A 20981-nucleotide genomic window follows, 5' to 3' on the forward strand; every position below is an offset into this window, starting at 1 on the left:
TTTTTTAGCGCATCAGTGTACGTGAGGTTATTAATCCGTTGGAATGTTGTGTATATGGCGCGATTTGTAAAATTATAGAAATTTAGGAAAACGGGGCTGGCATTTGTGAACGCCTTGTGATCCCGAAAGCGTGACGTTCACCGCAATTTTCGACTAATTTTTTGCTTGAAAATAACGCAGCGATGGGTTTCTTACTGAAAACCGCGATAACGCCGGGGTTACTGCTGCGCGATATCACATTTTTGATAAAAAAGCGGCGTTGGCGAGGGAAGAGGACGCGGCGGGTGCGGTTTGCCGCACCCAACGGACTCAGGATTCCGGATAAACCTTTTCTTTATATTCGCACAGGTCTTCGATGATGCAGGAGCCGCAGCGCGGTTTGCGCGCGATGCAGGTGTAGCGTCCGTGCAGGATCAGCCAGTGGTGGCAATCGACCTTGAATTCGGCGGGCACCACCTTCAACAGTTTCTCCTCCACCTGATCGACGTTCTTGCCCGGCGCAAAGTGGGTGCGGTTGCACACCCGGAAGATATGGGTGTCCACGGCGATGGTCGCCCAGCCGAAGGCGGTGTTGAGCACCACGTTGGCGGTTTTGCGGCCAACGCCCGGCAGCGCCTCCAGCGCGGCGCGATCTTCCGGCACTTCGCCGCCGTGCAGCTCCAGCAGCATGCGGCAGGTCTTGATCACGTTTTCGGCCTTGCTGTTGAACAGACCGATGGTCTTGATGTACTCCTTGACGCCATCAACCCCCAGCGCCAGCATGGCGGCGGGGGTGTTGGCGACCGGATAGAGTTTGGCGGTCGCCTTGTTGACGCTCACGTCGGTGGCCTGCGCAGACAGCAATACCGCGATCAGCAGCTCAAACGGCGTGGTGTACACCAGCTCGGTGGTCGGATGCGGATTGTTGTCGCGCAGCCGGGTCAGAATTTCCAGTCGCTTCTGCTTGTTCATCAGGCTTTCTCAGCACGTCCTTGTTCCAGCAGCGGTTCCGCCGCCACGGCGCGGGCTTTGCGCGCCTTCATTCTTTCGTCGATCAGATACTTGACCGCCAACAGCAGGCCCAGGCCGATAAAGGCGCCTGGCGGCAGCATGGCCAGCAGGAACGGGCTGTCGAAGTGCACCACTTCGATGCGCAGCGATTTGGCCCAGCCGCCCAGCAGTTGATCGGCGCCGTCGAACAGCGTGCCGTTGCCCAGCAGCTCGCGCATTGAACCCAGCGTCACCATGACGCCAGTGGCGCCGAGGCCGATGGCCATGCCGTCCAGCGCCGAGAGGCCGACCGGTTTCTTGGCGGCCACCGCTTCGGCGCGGCCCACGACGATGCAGTTGGTCACGATCAACGGAATAAAAATGCCGAGCGACTGATACAGACCGAAGGCATAGGCGTTGATCAGCATCTGCACGATGCTCACCACCGCGGCGATGATCATGACGTAGATCGGAATACGCACTTCGCTTGGCACCCAGCGGCGCACCGCGGAGATGGAGGCGTTGGTGAGCGTCAGCACCAGCGTGGTGGCCAGCCCCAGGCCCAGCGCGTTGGTGACGGTGGAGGTCACCGCCAGCAGCGGGCACATGCCCAGCAGCTGCACCAGGGCGGAGTTGTTCTTCCACAACCCCTGGACGATCAATTCTTTGGCTTCACTCATTCGCTGGCTCCACACGCAGGTAAGCTTTCAAGTTTAGGCGGCAGCGTTTCCATATACAACGCTGTGCGGCGCACCGCATTGACCACCGCACGCGGGGTGATGGTGGCGCCGGTGAATTGGTCGAACATGCCGCCATCTTTCTTCACCGCCCAGCGTTTGTCGTCCGGGCCTTCGATTTTCTTGCCGCTGAAGAAGGAAATCCAGTCGGAAATGCGCAGTTCGATCTTGTCGCCCAGCCCCGGGGTTTCATGGTGTTCAATCACCCGGGTGCCGAGTACCGTGCCGTTGAAATCGGCGCCGACCAGCAGCTTGATGGCACCGGAGTAGCCGTCCGGCGCGGTGGTTTCCAGCGCCGCGGCGGTCGGTTGCCCGTTTTTGCGCGCCAGGTATAAACGGTGTGGCGCGCCGTCGCCCAGCGCCGGATCGCTGACCAGGAAGCATTCGTTCTGCATGACGTTGTCGTAATTTTCCGGCGGCACCACCTGATCGAGCAGGGCTTTTTGCTGCAGCGCCGCCTGATGCGCGATGGTGGTTTTCGTCAGGGCGTAGACCACGGCGGTGAGGCCGGTGGTGACCGCCGCAAACACCGCCAGCGTGGTGCCGTGCTTTCTCATGGAATTCAGCATGGCGGCTCCTTAGCGATGGCCGTACACGCGCGGCTGCGTGTAGTGGTCGATTAACGGGACGGTGATGTTGGCGAGCAGCACAGCAAAGGCCACGCCGTCAGGGTAGCCGCCATAAACGCGGATCAGCCAGACCAGCACGCCGATCAGCGCGCCGTAGATTAAACGGCCCTTCGGCGTGGTGGAGGCGCTGACCGGGTCGGTGGCGATAAAGAACGCGCCCAGCATGCTGGCGCCGGAGAACAGGTGGATCAGCGGCGAAGCCTGATGCGCCGGATCGAGCCACCAGGCCAGACCGGAGCAGAAGGCGATAGCGGCCAACATGCTGAAGGGGATCTGCCAGTGGATCAGGCGGCGCGCCAGCATAAACAGGCCGCCGGCCAGAAAGCCGAGGTTGACCCACTGCCAGCCGATGCCCGCCAGCGCGCCGCCGAACAGCGGCTGCTGCAACACTTGTTCAACGCTGTGGCCGCTGCGCAAACCGGTTTTGAAGCCGTCGAGCGGTGTAGCCTGGCTGATGCCGTCAACGCCCATCTGCAATTCGTGCAGCGTCGCGCCCTGAGCGGTATGGCCGCTGAAAATGGCCAGCAGCGTGTCGTGGAACGACAGCGCGGTGGCGCGCAGCTCATCCGGCGGCAACCAGCTGGTCATCTGCACCGGGAAGGAGATCAGCAGCACCACGTAACCGACCATCGCCGGATTGAACGGGTTCTGCCCAAGGCCGCCGTACAGCTGTTTGGCGATGACGATGGCGAAGAAGGTGCCGATGACGATCATCCACCACGGGGCCAGCGGCGGCAGGCTGATGCCGAGCAGCAGCGCGGTCAGCAGGGCGGAGTTGTCCGCCAGCCGGCTGCGCACCGGCAGCTTGCGCAGCCTGAGGATCGCGCCTTCTGCGGCCAGCGCGACGATCGCCGCCAGCGCCACCTGAATCAGCACGCCATAACCGAAGAACCAAATCTGTGCTGCGATGCCGGGAATGCAGGCCAACATCACCCACAGCATAATGCGGCTGGTGCTTTGCTGGTTGTGGGTGAACGGCGAGCTGGCGATGTGTAAGCCTTTGGCGGCTGTGGGTGATACCGGCCTGAACTTCATAGAGTAACGATACCTTCTGCGCCGCGCCTGCGGCAGTTTCGATGCGCCGAATTGCGGGCGCGGCAAAAATAATAGCCGAGCATTCTACCTGATTCGATGCGAGGGTAATACGCCTTAATGATAGGGGTATTCGGCTTTTCGCACCCGTTGAGATCGGCGTGGCGCGATTTGATTTTTTTTTGGCCGGGAAATGGGCTAACGTGAGGAATTGTCTGTGGAACTTGTGCCGCCATCGCCCCTGAGAAATGGGGTAACCGTATGAATGAAATATCATTTTTGTCCAGATTTCCGCACAAAATAACAACTTTCACATAATACGTGTAGGTTACTATCGCGAACATTATTGAGTCAGTGAATCCATAATAATGACAAATGAAGACATTTTTTTTATTGAAGAGCTAATTGAGTGGGTGGAGATACATCTGGAGAAACGGCCAAACCTGGATGAAGTTGCGCGTATTTCGGGCTATTCCAAGTGGCATCTGCAGCGTAAATTCAAGCGTATTACCGGCATTCAACTCGCCACCTATATCCGTTCGCGCATCCTGACGCGCGCCGCGGTGGCGCTGCGCATCACCCGTCGCTCCATCATCGACATCTCCGATGAGCTGGGCTTCGACTCGCAGCAGACCTTTACTCGCATGTTCAAGCAGCGCTTCGGCACCACGCCCAATCGTTACCGCTCAATGGAGCACTGGGACGTGAAAAACCTGATGCCGCGCTTTAACTTCGAAGCCAGCTACGGCGCGGGATATTATCCGGAAGTGAAGCGGCTGACGCTGCCCGAGATGCAGCTGGTCGGCTTCTCGCGCCGGCTGGATTTCGCCTCCGAACAAGAGCTGGAGTACGCGTCCTGCATGGCGATGAAGGACGAGATTTTCAATGACTTCTTCAAGGGGTTGCACGTCGACTGCCGGCGAATTTACAGCATTTATTGCCCGCAGGCCGGGGAAGGCGACGAGCTGTCGTCCACGCTGGTGATGGCGGTCGATCCTGAACATAAAAAGGACATTCTTTCCAATCATCAGATAGACACCATCCATCTGCCGAGCCGCGAGTTTATCTCCATCAACCATAAGGGCACGGCGAAGGAGTGTCTGCAGTTTTTCGGTTATCTGGTGTCGCATGTGATGCCGGGGCTGAAGGATAAGGTGCGCGGCAGTATGGAAATGGAGATCATTCAAACCAAAGAGTGGAACCCGGAGTCCAAACTGCGTCAGATTGAAGTGGACTACACCTATCTGATCTCTATCGATTAAACGGCGCCCGGCGTAGGCCAGGCGCCGCCGTCATCATTTGTCTTCCGTTTCCGCCGCCAGCGATTCTCTGGCGGCTTTTTTGGCTTTGGCGCGGGCGATAGCCGCCGCGACCGCCGCCTTGCGCGGATCTTCTTCGGCGGCAGCCGGAGCCGGTGCTGTCTCAGCAGGAGCGTCCGCCTGCTGCGCCGCTTTCTTGGCTTTGGCGCGGGCGATAGCCGCCGCGACCGCCGCCTTGCGCGGATCTTCTTCGGCGGAAGCTGGAGCCGGTTCTGTCTCGGCAGGTGCGCCCGCCTGCTGCGCCGCTTTTTTGGCTTTGGCGCGGGCGATAGCCGCCGCGACCGCCGCTTTACGCGGATCTTCTTCGGCGGTAGCCGGAGCCGGTTCTGTCTCGGCCGGAGCGTCCGCCTGCTGCGCCGCTTTCTTGGCCTTCACGCGAGCCAGGGCGGCGGCGACTGCCGCTTTACGCGGATCTTCTTCGGCGGCAGCCGGAGCCGGTTCTGTCTCGGCAGGAGCGTCCGCCTGCTGCGCCGTTTTCTTGGCCTTCACGCGAGCCAGGGCGGCGGCGACTGCCGCTTTACGCGGATCGTCCTCTGTCGCGGCATGGGCGGTGATGTCTGCGGCCGGTGCCTCTTTGCGCGCCTTCACGCGGGCCAGCGCCGCGGCCACGGCGGCCTTACGCGCGTCGTCGCCTGAGGTTGCCGGCGAGGCTTGTTCCGCTTCGGCCGCCAACTGGGCGCGCCGTTCACGCGCCTGCGCTTTACGCGCTTCGCGGGCGGCGATCATCTCGCTGTTGTCCGGCTGCTGGCCGTCGACCGGCGTAACCGCCGCTTCGGCATTCTTGCTGCGTACGCGCGCCAGTGCGGCCTGTACCGCCCCCTGATCGTCGTCGGTCAGTTTGACGGCGGCCTTTTTGTGCCGCTCTTCGCGCGCCAGTTTCTCGCGCTCCAGACGCGCCAGCTTGGCCTCGTAACGCGCCTTGGCCTCGGCGGTGCGCGCCGCTTCCAAATCGATAGCCTTGATTTCGGCCTTTTCCTGCCGGTAGTACTGCACCAGCGGAATGTTGCTGGGGCAGACGAACGCGCAGGCGCCGCATTCGATGCAATCGAACAGGTTGTGGTTGCGCGCCTTGTCGTGCTCCTGCCCGCGGCTGAACCAGTACAGCTGTTGCGGCAACAGCCCGGCAGGGCAAGCGTCCACGCACAGGCCGCAGCGGATGCAGGATTGCTCGGGTTCCTGCGGCGTCATTTCATCCACCGTCGGCGCCAGAATGCAGTTGCTGATCTTGACGATCGGCACGTTCAGCGCGGGCAGGGTAAAGCCCATCAGCGGGCCGCCCATCACCACCATCTGCTGCGCCTGCGGACGGAAACCGACGAAATCAAGCAGGTGCTGCACCGGCGTGCCGATGCGTGCCCACAGGTTGCCAGGGCGCTCGACCGCCTCGCCGGTCAGGGTCACCACGCGCTCAATCAACGGTTCGCCGTCGACGATCGCCCGCTTGATGGCGAAGGCGGTGCCGACGTTTTGCATCAGCACGCCGATAGCGGAGGAGTGCTTGCCGTGCGGCACTTCCTTGCCGGTCAAAATCTTGGTCAGCTGCTTGGCGCCGCCGGACGGGTATTTGGTGGGGACGACGCGCAGGGCAATGCCGGACTGGCGGCGCAACGCCTGTTTCAGCGCCGCGATCGCCTCCGGCTTGTTGTCTTCAATGCCGATCAGCGTGACCTTGGGCTGCAGAATGTGTTGCAGGATCTGCGTGCCTTCAACGATCTGATCGGCATGTTCCTGCATCAGGCGATCGTCGGCGGTGATGTAAGGCTCGCATTCGGCGGCGTTTAGGATCAGCGTTTCCACGCCGCTCATGCCGCCTTGCAGTTTACTGGCGGTCGGGAAACCGGCGCCGCCCAGACCGGCGATGCCGGCCTGATGAATACGTTGAATCAGCTCCGCGGCGGGCGATTGGCGGTAATCCGCCACCGGCTCGCGCTCGCACCAGCGGTCTTCGCCGTCTGCCTCGATAATCACGCACAGCTCCGACAGCCCGGAAGGGTGAGCGGTGATGTGCGGTGCGATGGCGCTAACGGTACCCGAGGTCGGGGCGTGCACCGGCACGGTGCGCCCGCGGCCGACGGTCAGCGGCTGGCCTTTCAACACCCGATCGCCGGCGTTGATGCACAGTTCGCCTTCCGGCCCCAGATGCTGCTGCAGCGGAATGATAAAGGTCTTGGGCAGAGGGGCGACACGCAGCGGCGCGCCGCTCGACTGAGTCTTCATTTCCGGTGGATGGATCCCGCCGTCGAAATCCCAGATCCGGTCTTTTTTAAAGGCGGCGAACAGATTAAGCATGTTGCTCCACGTGGATCACTTGCACCGGGATCGTCTTCATGTCCCACTTCCAGTTGGCGGTGGTGGTGGCGACCGGTCTCATTTCAATACAGTCGGTAGGGCAAGGGGCGACGCACAGATCGCAGCCGGTACAGAGGTCGGTAATGACGGTATGCATCGCGCGGGTGGCGCCGACGATGGCGTCAACCGGGCAAGCCTGAATGCACTTGGTGCAGCCGATGCAGTTGGCCTCGTCGATATAGGCCACTTTACGCTCCGGCTCGGCGGCGGCTTCGCTGCCCAGCGGCTGCGGCTCCACGTTGAGCAGCTCCGCCAGTTTCAGCATCACCTGTTCGCCGCCCGGCGCGCATTTATTGATCATCTCGCCGTTGGCCACCGCCTCGGCATAGGGGCGACAGCCGGGGTAGCCGCACTGGCCGCACTGGCTCTGTGGCAAGATCGCGTCGACCTGCTCGGCGACCGGATCCTCTTCCACCTCAAAACGGCGCGCGGCGTAGCCCAGCACCAGTCCGAACAGCAGCCCGAGCGCGCTCAAAGCCGCGATAGCTATCCACAACGCAGTCATTAGAATTTCACCAGCCCGGTAAAGCCCATAAAGGCCAGCGACATCAGCCCGGCGGTGATCAGTGCGATCGAGGAGCCGCGGAACGGCGCCGGCACGTCGGCCACCGCCAGACGTTCGCGAATGGCGGCGAACAGCACCATCACCAGCGAGAAACCGGCGGCGGCGCTGAAACCGTAAACGGCGGACTGCAGGAAGTTATAGCCGAGGTTGACGTTAAGCAACGCCACGCCCAGCACCGCGCAGTTGGTGGTGATCAGCGGCAGGAAGATGCCCAGCAGGCGGTAGAGCGCCGGGCTGGTCTTGCGCACCACCATCTCGGTGAACTGGACCACCACGGCGATCACCAAAATGAAGGAGAGCGTGCGCAGGTACACCAGGTCCAGCGGAACCAGAATAAAGGTGTTGATCACCCAGGCGCTGACGGAGGCCAGCGTCATGACGAAGGTGGTGGCCATTCCCATGCCGATGGCGCTTTCCAGCTTCTTGGAAACGCCGAGGAACGGGCACAGGCCAAGAAACTTCACCAGAACGAAGTTGTTCACCAGTACGGTGCCGACAAACAGGAGCAGGTATTCGGTCATTGCGATGCCTAAAAAAATAAAAGCCGCCTATTATCGGGAATCGGCGGCCGGACGACAACATATGAATCGCAGGGGTATTGCCTTTTTTGGTGAAAATTTACACAAATCACCCAATAAAACGTGCTGCAATCGCCTTTAACGTTCGGTAAAGGTCCCTTTGACCCGCTGCGAACGCTTGATGTAAGGCACCAGCAGCGCCGCCATCAGCAGCGGCCAGCCGAGGCTGCGCACCGCCACTTCATCCGGCACCGGCGCGAAGGCGAAGGCTTTCACCGCCAGGATCACCGTGATCAGCAGCCATAACAAGAACAGCTTGGGGAAGCGCTGCGACCGCTGGCAAAACAAAAACACCAGCCACAGGGTGAAGCCCCACATCAAGAGCGTGGTCAGCACCGAAAAGTACCACTGCAGGGTAAATGCCTGGGCGTTGGTCAACAGATAGTCGCGCGACTCGGGCATGAAGATCGCCATGGCGTACAGGAGCAGCATCAGGCTGGCGCTGAGCAGGGTGACGATCAGATAGGCCAACGGGGCCAGCAACCAACCGCCGATACGAGAGTATTCAGCTTGAGACATAAAACGGCTTCCTGATTGAATCGGGGATCACAGGCGGCATAGCTTAGCGGGTAATACCGGCTTCGTCATCCCTATCAACCGGATAGCTCGGCGTCGCGGGGCCGGGCCGCACGTTTGGCTACTCCGACCCCGCTTCGAATTAACATCTCATTTACTTCTTGTTCCAGCCGTCCGCATGGTGTCAAATCGAAAGGGTCTGTCGTGAGCCTGCAAGAGGAAATCCCATGGCTGAGAAAATTCGTGTCGGGCTGGTCGGTTACGGCTACGCCGGCAAAACCTTTCATGCGCCGCTGATCGCCGGTACGCCCGGGCTGGAGCTGGCCGCCGTTTCCAGCAGCGATGCCGGCAAAGTGCGCGCGGACTGGCCGTCGATGACGGTGGTGGGCGATGCGCAGGCGCTGTTCGCCGATCCGGCCCTCGATCTGATCGTGATTCCTACCCCCAACGATACCCATTTCCCGCTGGCGCAACAGGCGCTGGCCGCCGGCAAGCACGTGGTCGTGGACAAACCGTTTACCGTGACATTGTCACAAGCTCAAGCGCTGCAGCAACAGGCGCAGCAGAGCGGTTTGCTGTTGTCGGTGTTCCACAACCGTCGCTGGGACAGCGATTTCCTGACCCTCAAAGCGCTGCTGAACGACGGTTCGCTGGGCGAGGTGGTGTACTTCGAGTCGCACTTTGATCGTTACCGGCCACAGGTGCGTCAGCGCTGGCGCGAACAGGGCGGCGTCGGCAGCGGCATCTGGTTCGACTTGGGGCCGCATCTGCTCGATCAGGCGCTGCAACTCTTCGGCAAACCCGAGCGGCTGTTTGTCGATTTGGGTGAGCTGCGGCCGGGGGCGCAGGCGGTGGACTATTTCCACGCGCTGCTGAGCTATGGCGATCGCCGTGTGGTGCTGCACGCCAGCATGCTGGCGGCGGCGGAGAGCCCGCGCTATGTGGTGCACGGCACTCGCGGCAGCTATGTCAAATACGGCCTGGATCCGCAAGAAGACCGGCTGAAGGCCGGCGAACGCTTGCCGCAGGCCGACTGGGGCTATGACATGCGCGAGGGTGTGGTGACGCTGTCACGCGGCGACCTGCTGGCGGAACAGCCGCTGCTCAATATTCCCGGCAACTACCCGGCTTATTACGCGGCGGTGCGCGACGCGATTGCCGGCATAGGCGAAAATCCGGTGCCGGCCGCCGACGCCATCGCGGTGATGGCATTGATCGAACTGGGGCTGGAATCGGCCCGGCTGCAGCAGGCGCTGCCGGTGGTCTGATCCCGCCCACTTTTCTGTGGCCCGGCGCAACGTCGGGCCTTTTTACGACTCTACGTGCAAGGAAATCCGTTTCATGTCCTGGTTGCAGCGTTTGCGCATTGATAAATTTTTGCTGGTTCTGATTTTGGTGGTGATCGTCGCCTCGCTGTTCCCCTGCGAAGGCATCTGGAAAACCTTCTTTGAACACCTGACCACCGCCGCCATCGCGCTGCTGTTCTTTATGCACGGCGCCAAGCTGTCGCGCGAGGCGATCATCGCCGGCATGAGTCACTGGAAGCTGCATCTGCTGGTGTTCCTCAGCACCTTTGCGCTGTTCCCGCTGCTCGGGCTGGCGATGAACCTGTTGGTGCCGGGCATCATGACGCCGACGGTCTATCTCGGCTTCCTCTATCTGTGCGCGCTACCGGCCACGGTGCAGTCGGCCATCGCCTTTACGTCGGCGGCGGGCGGTAACGTGGCGGCGGCGATCTGCAGCGCCTCGGCGTCGAGCATTCTCGGCGTGTTCCTGTCGCCGCTGCTGGTGGGGGCGTTGATGCATACTCAGGGCGGTAATACCGACGTGCTGCACGCCATCGGTTCAATCATTTTGCAATTGATGGTGCCGTTCGTGATCGGTCACCTGGCGCGGCCATTGATCGGCAAGTGGATCGATCGCCATCGCAAATTGATCAATCTGACCGACCGTTCGTCGATCCTGCTGGTGGTGTATACCGCGTTCAGCGCGGCGGTGGTGGAAGGGATTTGGCATCGCATCGACGGCTGGTCGCTGCTGACCATCCTGGTGATGTCGCTGGTGCTGCTGACGGTGGTGCTGGTGATCAACACCTACGCGGCGCGCTGGCTAGGCTTTAACACCGCCGATGAAATTACCATCGTCTTCTGCGGTTCGAAAAAGAGCCTGGCGAACGGCATCCCGATGGCCAACGTGCTGTTCCCGGCCGCGGCGGTGGGCGCCATGGTGCTGCCGCTGATGATTTTCCACCAGGTTCAGCTGATGGTGTGCGCGGTGCTGGCGCAGCGCTATGCGCGTAAAACCGCTAAACAGCGGGCCGAGGCGGAGGCGCTGGCGGCCAAATAGGCCGCAGGCCGCTAACGGCGGCCCAGCGCGTCGAGCAGAAAGTCGGCGCGCTCGTCCGGTGAGGCGCGCGGCAGTTCTTGCAGCTGATAGCCATAGCGGCGATAGACGGCCACCATCGCCCGATAGGTCAGCTCGGCTTCGGCGAAAGATTGTTTTCTTTCGCTGTCCTGCGCGTAGATCGCTTGCCACGGCGGGGCGATGAACACCCTTTCGGCATAGCGAAAGACGCCGATCGCCGCCGTCAAATGCGCGGGGATCGGCAGTCCGCACAGCGTGAGATACCCGGCGATATCCGGCAGCCCGCGATCGAAGAACCAGCATGTTGCGCCCGTCGCTTCGCGCCATGAGCGCAGTTCCCAATCGAGCATCCGCTCGGCGAAGGCCTGGCGATCGCCCCACGGCAGCGCATGGCCGCCGATACTCACCTGATCCTGAATAATCGCCCGGCCGGCCTCCTGCGAGTGTGGAAAGCCGCGGCGATGAAGAACGTCGATGAGCGTGCTTTTGCCCGAGCCGGGGCCGCCGCTCAGCACGATGCGGCGTGTTTTGTCAGACATGCGAAATTCCTCTCTTGCAGCAGGGTCATGGGGTAACAAAGCGATAAAGACGAGCAGTCGGAAGAAGACGGCGGGGAGAGGGATGAGAAGAAGGCGCCGTTTGGCGCCTGGGGGGGATTTAGCCCTGAACTTTGGCGCGCAGCGCCTGTTTTTCCTGCTCGCTGAGGAAAGCCAGCTTCAGGCCGTTTTCCTGCGCGGTGCGGATTTCTTCCGGCGTCAGCCCGGCCTGCGGCGCGGCGACGCGGTATTCATGCTCGATCTCGATGCCCTGAACCGCCGGATCGTCGGTGTTGATCGACGCCAGCACGCCGTGGCGCAGGAAGGTGGCCAGCGGATGCTGCGCCAGAGACGGCACGGTGCTGGTCTGGATGTTGGAGGTCAGGCAGGATTCGATGCCGATGCCGTGTTCCGCCAGGAAGTCCATCAGCGCCGGATCTTCGACCGCTTTCACCCCGTGGCCGATACGTTCGGCGCCCAGCTCGCGGATCGCCTGCCAGATGCTTTCCGGGCCGGCGGCTTCGCCCGCGTGCACGGTGATGCGTAGGCCGGCGTCGCGGGCGCGGTTGAAGTGGCTGAGGAACAGGCTGCCGGGGAAGCCCAGCTCATCGCCCGCCAAATCCAGCGCGGTAATGCCGTCGCGGTGCGCCAGCAATCCTTCCAGTTCCTGCAGACAGGCGGCCTCGCCGAAGGTGCGGCTCATGATGCCGATCAGGCGAATGTCGATGTCACGATCGCGGCAGCCCGAACGGATCCCGTCGATCACCGCTTCCACCACGCCGGCGACCGGCAGTTGATGCTTCATCGCCATGTAGTAAGGGGAGAAACGCAGTTCGGCATAATGCAGGCCGGCGTTGGCGGCGTCCTCGACGTTTTCGTATGCCACCCGGCGGCAGGCGTCCAGATCGCCCAGCACCGCCACGCCCCAGTCCAGTTTCTGCAGGAAGCTGACCAGATCCGGTTCGGCATGGGTGATCTGCACGTGCGGGCGCAGGCTCTCCAAATCGTTGGCCGGCAGGGCGAGATTGAACTGGCGGCCGAGGTCGAGAATGGTCTGCGCGCGGATGTTGCCGTCGAGATGGCGGTGAATGTCGGTAAGCGGTAGGCGGGGATCGATCATGCTGGGCACTCGCTAATTATCGTAGGTAAAGTGCAGAACAGTATAAAAACAAATGGATGAAACTTGCCATTGCGTTGCATAAAAAAGTGATGTGAGTCACAAATAATGCGCGATATATCGCATTATCGTCGTGAATCAGGCTTTCAACACGCTGACCCCCGCCTGCTGCAACGGCGCGATCAGCGCGTCATCGGTAGCCCGCTCAACGATGATGGTGTGCGCCAGCGTAATATCGCCGATCGCATACTGCGAGGCGGCATTAAGCTTGGCGGCGGAAGCCAGCACCACGGTTTCCGCCGCACGGGCCGCCAGCGCGCGCTTGATGTAGGCTTCTTCCAGATCGCCGGTGCTCAGCCCTGCGGTGGGGTGCACGCCGGTCACGCCCATGAAATAAATATCGGCGCGGATATGCGACATCGCTTCTACGGCGGCGGCACCGACGCTGACGATCGAATGCTTATACAGTCGGCCGCCGATCAGGATCACCTCGACGGTGGGGTGATCGACCAAGCCCACGGCGACGCTGGGGCTGTGGGTGACGATGGTGGCGTTGAGGTTGGCCGGCAGTTGCCTGACCAGCTCTGCGGAGGTGGTGCCGCCGTCGATGATCACCACCTGGCCGGGGGCGATCAGCGCCGCCGCCGCTTTGGCGATCGCGCGTTTGGCGCCGGATTCCAACTGATTGCGTTCGGCGAAGCTGGCGATGGCGGAAGAAACCGGCAGGGCGCCGCCATGCACCCGTTGCAGCAACCCCTCGGCGTCCAGTTCACGCAGATCGCGCCGGACCGTATCTTCCGACAGCCCGAACATCTCGCTGAGCTGTTTGGCCAAGACCTGACCCTCCTGGGCCAGTTTTTCCAAAATGATCTTCTTGCGTTGGCTGGTCAACATGGCCATTTCCTCTCAAATTTCCTATGCACGAAATATCTTGATCATACACGAAATTGCACGATAGTATCAATTTCCTTCCTCTGGCGGAGTAAACCGATGATAGCCACCAAAGACAGGGTTCGTATTGTCGAAACCCGGGTGTTGTCCGATGACTGGTACCTGCTGAAAAAAACCACCTTTGATTTTCTGCGGCGCGACGGCGTCTGGCAAAGGCAGAGCCGTGAGACTTACGATCGCGGCGACGGCGCCACCATTTTACTGTTCAACCGGCAGGCGCAAACGGTGATCCTGACGCGCCAGTTCCGCTTTCCGGTGTTCGTCAACGGTCATGACGGCATGCTGATTGAGGCCGCCGCCGGGCTGTTGGACGACGCGTCGCCGGAGGCGCGCATCCGCGCCGAAGTTGAAGAGGAAACCGGCTATTTCGTGCAGAACGTGGAGAAAGTGTTTGAGGCGTACATGAGCCCTGGCTCGGTCACCGAAAAGCTGCACTTTTTCGTCGGCGAATATCAGGCGGGCGACCGCCTCAACGAGGGCGGCGGGCTGGCGGCGGAGGGGGAAGATTTGGAGGTGATCGAGCTGCCGCTGGCGCAGGCCCTGCAGGCGGTTCGTCAGGGTACGATCGTTGACGCCAAAACCATCATGCTGCTGCAGTTTGTCGCATTAAATCGGACGTTGGAGGAACAACGATGAAAGCCCAACAAATCTTGATCGCCGGCCCTTATCGCAGCGGCACCGATGGCGATCCGCAGCGTATCGCCGCCAATCTGGCGCGCCTCGAACAGGCGGCGCTGGCGGTTTACCAGCGGGGGCACGTGCCGGTGATCGGCGAATGGCTGGCGCTGCCTTTGGCGGCCGCGGCCGGTTCCACTCAGGTTGGCGATGCGGTCAGCGAGGCGTTTCTTTACCCGGTGGCTCACCGATTGATTGCGCAGTGTCAGGCGGTGTATCGCATCGAAGGGGCGTCTGCGGGGGCCGATAACGACGTGCGGTTGGCTAACGAATGGGGATTGACGGTCTATCGTCATCTGGAGGAAATTCCGTCTGTTCAGGCGTAACCGAGGGGCGGGCAGAGGCTCGCCCCCTCGCGTTATTTCTCGTCCAGCACAAACTTCAACCCGGCGATCAGCTTGTCCATGCCGGCTTCCAGCTTGCTGCGCGGGCAGCCGACGTTGAGGCGCAGGAACCCGCGGCCTTCTTCGCCGTAGGTAAAGCCCGGCATGATCGCCACCTTTTCACGCTCGATAAGCACCTGCTGCAGCGCCCGATCGTCCACGGCCAGCGGCCGCAGATCGATCCAGGCCAGATAGGTGGCTTGCGGCGGGCGCCAGCCCAGCGCGGGAAACGCCTCCGCCAGCCGTTCGGCGACGTAGGTCAGGTTATCCTGCAGATAGTCGCGCAGGGCGTCCAGCCAGGGTTCACCGCGCCGATAGGCGGCTACGTGCGCCGCCACCGCCAGCACCGCCGGCGAGGAGAGGCCATCGCGGGCTTTGAGCTGCTGGAAATAGGCTTCGCGGCTGGCGTCGTCGCTGATAAAGCCGTAGGCGCCGGTTAACGCCGGAATGTTAAAACTCTTGGAGCCGGAGGTCAGTAAGGCCCAGGGGCCGGTCGCCACCTGGCTCCAGGGCGTATGGCGGTGTTCGCCCCATACCATGTCCATGTGGATTTCATCGCTGATCACCCTCACGTCGTGGCGTTCGCACAGTTCGGCCATCTGCTGCAGCTCTTCGCGGCGCCACACTTTGCCGGTGGGATTATGCGGGCTGCACAGCAGCAGGATCTTGGTCTGCGGCCGCGCCAGCAGCGCTTCGAGGTGCGCCATGTCGCAGCGCCAGTCATCTGCGGCCTTGTGCAGCGGGCAGGCCAGCAGCTGGCGCTGGTTGGCGAGGATCACCTTATAGAAGGCGTCGTAGGCCGGGGTATGGGTCACCACGTAGTCGCCCGGCACGGACCATTGGCGGATCAGCTGCGCCGCCATGTAGATAACGGAAGGGCCGTACACCGCCGTTGCTGTGTCGATAGCGGTGTTGAAACGTTGCTGATACCAGTGGCGCAGCGCGCCGAGAAAATCCTCATGCTGCCAACGGCTGTAGCCCAGCACGCCGTGCTGCAGGCGCTGTTGCAGCGCCTCGAGAATGCACGGCGCGGTGGCGAAATCCATATCGGAGATGGTGAACGGCAGCAGGTCGGCGCTGCCGAAGCGATCGGCGATGTAATCCCACTGGGTGCACCAGGTGCCGTGGCGGTCGATCGGGGTAGAGAAATCAAACATGGGTGGCTCCCTGCAGCGCCGCGGCAGGGCGCGCCGTGGCTATCAGTGAGTCTAATTCATCCTTCACCGATTGCACCTGCGGGCCGATCACTACCTGCAGATTATGATCGTTGAGATGCACCACGCCGATGGCGCGGTTGGCCTTCAGCGCCGCGTCGTCCACCTGGCTCATGTCGTTGACCGACAGGCGCAGGCGGGTGATGCAGTTGTCCAGCGTAATGATGTTGTCCGGGCCGCCGAGCGCCGCCAAAATCGCCGGCACATTGTAGCCGGATTTGCCCGCCGCGCCGCTCGGCGCGTTTGGGGTGACCGCACCGTCGCTCTCACGGCCCGGCGTTTTGATGTTAAAGCGCCGGATGGCGAAGCGGAAAATGGCGTAATAGCCGACGAACCAGACGGCGGCCACCACCGGCACCAGATACCACTTGGTGGCGGTGCCGTGCAGAATGCCGAACACCACGAAGTCGATAATATTGCCGTCGGTGTTGCCGATGGTCACGCCCAGCAGCGCCATGACGGTAAAGCCCAACCCGGTGAGCAGCGCATGGATCAGATAAAGGAACGGCGCGACGAACAGAAACAGAAACTCGATCGGCTCGGTGGTGCCGCCGACGACGCAGGCCACCACGCCGGAAATCAACAGCCCCTTGATTTTATGGCGGTTCTCCGGTTTGGCGCAGTGGTACATCGCCAGCGCCGCGCCCGGCAGGCCACCGAGGAACGCCGGCATTTTACCCTGCGACAGGAAGCGGGTGGCGCTTTCGGCGAAACCGGTGGTGGTCGGGCAGGAGAGCTGCGCCTGGAAGATGGTCAGGGCGCCGCTGACGCTGTGGCCGCACACCTCCATCGTGCCGCCCGCCTCGGTAAAGCGGATCAGCGCCACCAGTATGTGATGCAGACCGAACGGCAACAGCAGGCGTTCGCCGGTGCCGAAAATCATCGGCCCGAAAATGCCGGCGCCATTGATCATGCGCCCCAGGCCGTTGATGCCGGCGGCGAACCATGGCCAGATCACGGGGATGAGCAGGCCGCACAGGCCCAGCGTCACGGTGGTGACTATCGGCACGAAACGGGTGCCGCCGAAGAAGGCCAGCGCATCCGGCAGCCGGATGGTATGGAAACGTTCATGCAGCAGATACACGATGATGCCGACGATCACTGCGCCGAGGATGCCGGTGTCGATCGACTGAATGCCGAGAATGTTTTGGATGTTGTTGGCCTTCAGCACTAACGGATCGCTGGTGGGCAGCACGCCGGCGGCGGTCAGGTAGAAGTTGGTGGCCAGATTCAGCACGGCGAAGCCGACGAAGCCGGAGAAGGCGGCGACGCCCTTGTTGTCGCGCGCCATGCCCAGCGGAATGGCGATGGCGAACATCACCGGCAGGAAGCTGAAGGCGAAGGAGCCTATCTTGCTCATCCAGGTGAAGATCAGCTGGAAGATCGGATGGCCGATAAACGGCATCAGGGTGATCACATCGCGGCTGCTCAGCGAGCTGCCGATCCCCAGCATGATGCCGCAGAAAGAGAGCAAGGCGACGGGCAACATGAAGGTTTTGCCCAGGCTCTGGAAGAACTCCCAGAGGGTGATTTTGGGTTTGTTGGCTGCTGACATAACCGACTTCTCCTGGCGAAAAGACGAGCAAAAAGGGGGCCTCTGATTAGGTAAAAAGAAGATAAAACGTTTTACCTAGCAAAAATGCGCCGCCAATCACAAATCTGTCGCGCGGTTTTTGGCGACAATGCGGCGGGCAGTAAAACGTTTTACTGCGTTGACGGATTCGGTATACCCTTGATCACTACGGCGCGGGTTGCCCAGGAACGGGTTCGCAGAGACTATGAGCATCAAAAAGATCACCATTACCGATGTGGCGCAACAGGCGGGCGTTTCGGTCACCACGGTTTCTCTGGTATTGAGCGGCAAGGGGCGGATTTCGCCGACCACCGTCGAGAAGGTCAATCAGGCGATAGAGCAGCTGGGCTACGTGCGCAATCGCCAGGCGGCGACGCTGCGCGGCGGCGAATCCGGGGTAATCGGCTTGATCCTGCGCGACATTTGCGAACCTTTCTATGCCGAAATGACCGCCGGGCTGAGCGAAGCGCTGGAGGCGCACGACAAACTGCTGTTTTTAACCCAGAGCGGGCGCGATGGTCAGGGGCTGCAGCGGGCGTTTGACGCGCTGCTGGCGCAGGGCGTCGACGGCATCGTGCTGGCGGGCGGCATCCGCGCGGCGGCCGGGCTGAAGGAAAAGGCGGCCGAGCAGGGCGTGCCGCTGGTGTGCGTGGCGCGCTCCAGCGGTCTCGAGGGCGTGGACGTGGTGCGGCCGGACAATATGCAGGCCGCCAAGCTGGCCACCGAATTTTTGATCAAACGCGGCCACAGCCAGATTGCTTATCTCGGCGGCCAGAGCGACTCGTTGACGCGCGCCGAAAGGTTGGGCGGATTTTGCGCCACGCTGTTGCAGTACGGCCTGCCGTTTCGCAGCGAATGGATCGTCGAGTGCGATTGCCGGCAGCGTGAGGCGGCGGAAGCGGCGGAACAGCTGCTGCGCCACTATCCGAATATCACCGCTGTCGTTTGCCACAAGGCTTCGGTGGCGCTTGGCGCCTATTTTGGCCTGACGCGCAGCGGCCGCAGCATCGGTTCGGACGGGGTCGACGCCTACTACGGCCGGCAGGTGGCGCTGATCGGTTTCGGCGACGTGCCGGAGGCCGAGCTGACCGAACCGCCGCTGACCTTTGTCTCCAGCTCGGCGCGGGAAGTGGGGCGCAGCGCCGCCGCGCGCCTGCTGCAGCGCATCAATGACGCCGATCTGCCGGCGCAGAACGTCATTTTGCCGCCGACGCTGATCCGGCGCGGCTCCGCTTAGTCCCGCCGCTGTTCCTCTTCCGCTTCGCGGCAAATCCAGCCGATAAAAGCCTTCATCGCCGGCGTCAGATCCCGCGATTTCAAATGGGTCAGCCAGTAGGCGCCGAGCGCGGCCTCGGCGGCGAACGGCCGCTGCAGCGCGCCGGCGGCCAGTTCGCGGCGGAACATGCTGACCGGCGCCAGCGCCACGCCGTCGCACTGGAGCGCGCCTTCCACCATCAGCCTCGATGAGTCGAACACCGGGCCGTTGATTCGCCACGGCGTCACCTGCGCAGCCGTGAACCAGCGTTCCCATTCATCCTGGCGGTAAGTGCGCATCAGCAGTTCGTGCTGCAGATCCTGCGGCGTATGCAGCCGCGCGGCGACCGCCGGCGAGCAGAGCACCGTCAGCGGCGCGTCGAACAGCTTGATATTGCGGGTGGCGGGCCATAAACCTTCGCCGAAACGGATGGCGAAATCCATGCCGTCGGCCGACAGATTGACCAGGTTGTTGTGGGTCAGCACCCGCAGATCGATGAACGGATGCGCCGCGCGGAACGCCGCCAGCCGCGGCATCAGCCAGCCGACCGCGAAGGTGCCGACCACCGCCACCGTCAGCACTTCGTGGAAATGCCCGCCTTCGAACTGCTGCAACACCGCCTCGATGCGATCGAAAGCGTCACTCAACACCGGCAGCAGCGCCTGGCCCTCTTCGGTCAGATCCAACCCGCGCGGCAGGCGGCGGAACAGCTGAATGCCCAGCTGTTCTTCCAGCATGCGCACCTGCTGGCTGACGGCGGCCTGAGTGACGCGCAGCTCCAGACCGGCGCGGGTGAAGTTCAGGTGGCGGGCGGAGGATTCGAACGCCCGCAGAGCGTTGAGGGGAAGTCGGTTGCGCATTGTTGATAGCCATAAGTTTTTCTTTATGCTGGCTGAAATTATTATCGCTTGTCAACCCGGCGGCAAAAACCGATATTTGGCGCGGCTGCCGCAAGATTGGCGGAGCCCGTAAAGGAATGACATCATCCATCAGGGAGTGCGCCGTGCGCAACGCCAATAAAAACTTTTGGCCGCGGCCGATGCCCTGCAACCGAAGAGCCTCTATCATGACGAAAATGAACCGCCTGGCGGCCGCGATGATCGCCGCACTGATCTTGCCGACCGCGCACGCCGCGCAGCAGCAGGATATCAACGCCGTTATTCAGCCGCTGATGAAAAAATACGGCGTGCCGGGCATGGCGATCGCCGTATCGGTCGATGGCAAACAGCAGATTTACCCGTATGGCGTCGCCTCGAAACAGACCGGCAAACCGATCACCGAGCAGACGCTGTTCGAAGTGGGGTCGCTGAGCAAAACCTTCACCGCGACGCTGGCGGTCTATGCGCAGCAGCAGGGCAAGCTGTCGTTCAGCGATCCGGCCAGCCATTATCTGCCTGAGCTGCGCGGCAGCGCCTTCGACGGCGTCAGCCTGCTGAATCTGGCGACCCACACATCCGGCCTGCCGCTGTTCGTGCCGGACGACGTGACCGACAACGCCCAACTGATGGCTTACTACCGGGCCTGGCAGCCGAAGCACCCGGCGGGCAGCTACCGCGTCTATTCCAACCTCGGCATCGGCATGCTGGGCATGATCGCCGCCAAGAGCCTCGATCGGCCGTTTATCCAGGCCATGGAGCAGGGCATGCTGCCGGCGCTGGGCATGAGCCACACCTACATTCAGGTGCCGGCGGCGCAGATGGCCAACTATGCCCAGGGTTATAACAAGGACGATAAGCCGGTGCGCGTCAATCCCGGCCCGCTGGACGCCGAATCTTACGGCATCAAATCCAACGCCCGCGATCTGATTCGTTACCTGGACGCCAACCTGCAGCAGGCGAAGGTCGCGCAGCCGTGGCGCGAGGCGCTGGCCGCCACGCACGTCGGCTATTACAAAGCGGGCGTGTTCACGCAGGATCTGATGTGGGAGAACTACCCGTACCCGGTAAAACTGTCGCGGCTGATCGAGGGCAACAACGCCGGGATGATAATGAACGGCACGCCGGCCACCGCCATCACGCCGCCGCAGCCGGAGCTGCGCGCCGGTTGGTATAATAAAACCGGTTCGACCGGCGGTTTCTCCACCTACGCGGTGTTTATCCCGGCGAAAAATATCGCCGTGGTGATGCTGGCCAACAAATGGTTCCCGAACGACGATCGGGTCGAGGCGGCTTACCGCATCGTGCAAGCGCTGGATAAGCGCTGATCGTGGGGGGCGCCGT

The 20981-nt window shown here is 62.0% G+C and carries 21 protein-coding genes; 7 read left to right on the forward strand and 14 right to left on the reverse strand.

Annotated features, from left to right (window positions below; translation table 11 throughout):
• Positions 1-309: 309 nt before the first annotated feature.
• Genes nth through rsxD form a run of 4 tightly spaced genes read right to left on the reverse strand, consistent with a single transcriptional unit; the run spans position 310 to position 3370 of the window.
• Positions 310-951 carry an endonuclease III gene (gene nth / locus ACSBQV_RS02710; RefSeq protein WP_019455952.1) on the reverse strand — a complete coding sequence of 214 codons (642 nt, stop codon included), beginning with the start codon at positions 949-951 and terminating at the stop codon, positions 310-312.
• Positions 951-1649 (reverse strand): electron transport complex subunit E, encoded by a 699-nt coding sequence (locus ACSBQV_RS02715; protein WP_033642947.1) that lies wholly within the window; start codon positions 1647-1649, stop codon positions 951-953. The genes nth and ACSBQV_RS02715 overlap by 1 nt, the downstream gene beginning before the upstream one ends.
• The gene (rsxG, locus tag ACSBQV_RS02720; RefSeq protein WP_033652583.1) at positions 1646-2275 is read right to left on the reverse strand and encodes an electron transport complex subunit RsxG; all 630 of its coding nucleotides are present in this window, start codon (positions 2273-2275) and stop codon (positions 1646-1648) included. The genes ACSBQV_RS02715 and rsxG overlap by 4 nt, the downstream gene beginning before the upstream one ends.
• Before the next feature lie 9 nt (positions 2276-2284).
• Positions 2285-3370: an electron transport complex subunit RsxD gene (gene rsxD / locus ACSBQV_RS02725; protein ID WP_033652582.1), complete on the reverse strand. Its 1086-nt coding sequence runs from the start codon at positions 3368-3370 to the stop codon at positions 2285-2287.
• Between the two features lie 365 nt (positions 3371-3735).
• Between rsxD and ACSBQV_RS02730 the strand changes: the two genes are divergently transcribed.
• Positions 3736-4629 carry a helix-turn-helix domain-containing protein gene (locus tag ACSBQV_RS02730; protein WP_033642950.1) on the forward strand — a complete coding sequence of 298 codons (894 nt, stop codon included), beginning with the start codon at positions 3736-3738 and terminating at the stop codon, positions 4627-4629.
• Positions 4630-4662: 33 nt separating this feature from the next.
• Here the strand turns inward: ACSBQV_RS02730 and rsxC are convergent, their stop codons facing one another.
• The 4 genes from rsxC to ACSBQV_RS02750 form a co-directional block, all read right to left on the reverse strand.
• Positions 4663-6975: an electron transport complex subunit RsxC gene (gene rsxC / locus ACSBQV_RS02735; RefSeq protein WP_099789549.1), complete on the reverse strand. Its 2313-nt coding sequence runs from the start codon at positions 6973-6975 to the stop codon at positions 4663-4665.
• The gene (gene rsxB / locus ACSBQV_RS02740) at positions 6968-7540 is read right to left on the reverse strand and encodes an electron transport complex subunit RsxB (RefSeq protein ID WP_004938428.1); all 573 of its coding nucleotides are present in this window, start codon (positions 7538-7540) and stop codon (positions 6968-6970) included. Before rsxB ends, rsxC begins: the two co-directional genes overlap by 8 nt.
• Complete coding sequence (gene rsxA, locus ACSBQV_RS02745) at positions 7540-8121, reverse strand: electron transport complex subunit RsxA (protein WP_004938443.1); 582 nt, start codon at positions 8119-8121, stop codon at positions 7540-7542. The genes rsxB and rsxA overlap by 1 nt, the downstream gene beginning before the upstream one ends.
• A gap of 135 nt (positions 8122-8256) precedes the next feature.
• Complete coding sequence (locus ACSBQV_RS02750) at positions 8257-8697, reverse strand: DUF2569 domain-containing protein (protein WP_004938446.1); 441 nt, start codon at positions 8695-8697, stop codon at positions 8257-8259.
• A 224-nt stretch (positions 8698-8921) separates the two neighbouring features.
• Between ACSBQV_RS02750 and ACSBQV_RS02755 the strand changes: the two genes are divergently transcribed.
• Together ACSBQV_RS02755 and ACSBQV_RS02760 are read left to right on the forward strand one after the other, a co-directional pair.
• Entirely contained in the window at positions 8922-9962 is a 1041-nt protein-coding gene (locus ACSBQV_RS02755; protein WP_033650498.1) for an oxidoreductase, read from the forward strand.
• Positions 9963-10035: 73 nt separating this feature from the next.
• Positions 10036-11040, forward strand: a complete 1005-nt coding sequence (locus tag ACSBQV_RS02760) for a bile acid:sodium symporter family protein (RefSeq protein WP_033640474.1) — start codon at positions 10036-10038, stop codon at positions 11038-11040.
• Between the two features lie 11 nt (positions 11041-11051).
• Here the strand turns inward: ACSBQV_RS02760 and ACSBQV_RS02765 are convergent, their stop codons facing one another.
• The 3 genes from ACSBQV_RS02765 to ACSBQV_RS02775 all read right to left on the reverse strand — a co-directional run bounded on the left by ACSBQV_RS02765 (position 11052) and on the right by ACSBQV_RS02775 (position 13605).
• Complete coding sequence (locus ACSBQV_RS02765; RefSeq protein WP_099782902.1) at positions 11052-11597, reverse strand: AAA family ATPase; 546 nt, start codon at positions 11595-11597, stop codon at positions 11052-11054.
• Positions 11598-11715: 118 nt separating this feature from the next.
• Entirely contained in the window at positions 11716-12714 is a 999-nt protein-coding gene (add, locus tag ACSBQV_RS02770) for an adenosine deaminase (protein ID WP_016927887.1), read from the reverse strand.
• Between the two features lie 135 nt (positions 12715-12849).
• Positions 12850-13605, reverse strand: a complete 756-nt coding sequence (locus tag ACSBQV_RS02775) for a DeoR/GlpR family DNA-binding transcription regulator (RefSeq protein WP_042784408.1) — start codon at positions 13603-13605, stop codon at positions 12850-12852.
• Positions 13606-13701: 96 nt separating this feature from the next.
• Between ACSBQV_RS02775 and ACSBQV_RS02780 the strand changes: the two genes are divergently transcribed.
• Both ACSBQV_RS02780 and ACSBQV_RS02785 read left to right on the forward strand, forming a co-directional pair.
• Positions 13702-14298, forward strand: a complete 597-nt coding sequence (locus ACSBQV_RS02780) for an NUDIX domain-containing protein (RefSeq protein ID WP_033642958.1) — start codon at positions 13702-13704, stop codon at positions 14296-14298.
• The gene (locus ACSBQV_RS02785; RefSeq protein WP_033640470.1) at positions 14295-14663 is read left to right on the forward strand and encodes a hypothetical protein; all 369 of its coding nucleotides are present in this window, start codon (positions 14295-14297) and stop codon (positions 14661-14663) included. Before ACSBQV_RS02780 ends, ACSBQV_RS02785 begins: the two co-directional genes overlap by 4 nt.
• A 32-nt stretch (positions 14664-14695) precedes the next feature.
• Here the strand turns inward: ACSBQV_RS02785 and ACSBQV_RS02790 are convergent, their stop codons facing one another.
• A complete protein-coding gene (locus tag ACSBQV_RS02790) occupies positions 14696-15877 on the reverse strand; it encodes a MalY/PatB family protein (RefSeq protein ID WP_099782904.1) in 1182 nt (393 codons plus the stop codon).
• Positions 15870-17489: a maltose/glucose-specific PTS transporter subunit IIBC gene (malX, locus tag ACSBQV_RS02795; protein WP_099782906.1), complete on the reverse strand. Its 1620-nt coding sequence runs from the start codon at positions 17487-17489 to the stop codon at positions 15870-15872. Before malX ends, ACSBQV_RS02790 begins: the two co-directional genes overlap by 8 nt.
• A 223-nt stretch (positions 17490-17712) precedes the next feature.
• On the opposite strand from malX, the gene ACSBQV_RS02800 reads away from it, so the two are divergent.
• On the forward strand, positions 17713-18744 hold the full coding sequence (locus ACSBQV_RS02800; protein WP_033650494.1) for a Mal regulon transcriptional regulator MalI: 1032 nt from the start codon (positions 17713-17715) through the stop codon (positions 18742-18744).
• On the opposite strand, the gene ACSBQV_RS02805 is transcribed toward ACSBQV_RS02800, so the two are convergent.
• Complete coding sequence (locus tag ACSBQV_RS02805) at positions 18741-19622, reverse strand: LysR family transcriptional regulator (RefSeq protein WP_033650493.1); 882 nt, start codon at positions 19620-19622, stop codon at positions 18741-18743. The genes ACSBQV_RS02800 and ACSBQV_RS02805 overlap by 4 nt on opposite strands.
• A 206-nt stretch (positions 19623-19828) precedes the next feature.
• Here ACSBQV_RS02805 and blaSRT point away from each other — a divergent pair, with 206 nt between their 5' ends.
• Complete coding sequence (blaSRT, locus tag ACSBQV_RS02810; RefSeq protein WP_099782956.1) at positions 19829-20965, forward strand: SRT/SST family class C beta-lactamase; 1137 nt, start codon at positions 19829-19831, stop codon at positions 20963-20965.
• The last annotated feature ends 16 nt before the right edge of the window (positions 20966-20981 follow it).

The sequence above is a fragment of the Serratia sp. B501 genome (assembly GCF_051172315.1).
Taxonomy (GTDB): domain Bacteria; phylum Pseudomonadota; class Gammaproteobacteria; order Enterobacterales; family Enterobacteriaceae; genus Serratia; species Serratia ureilytica.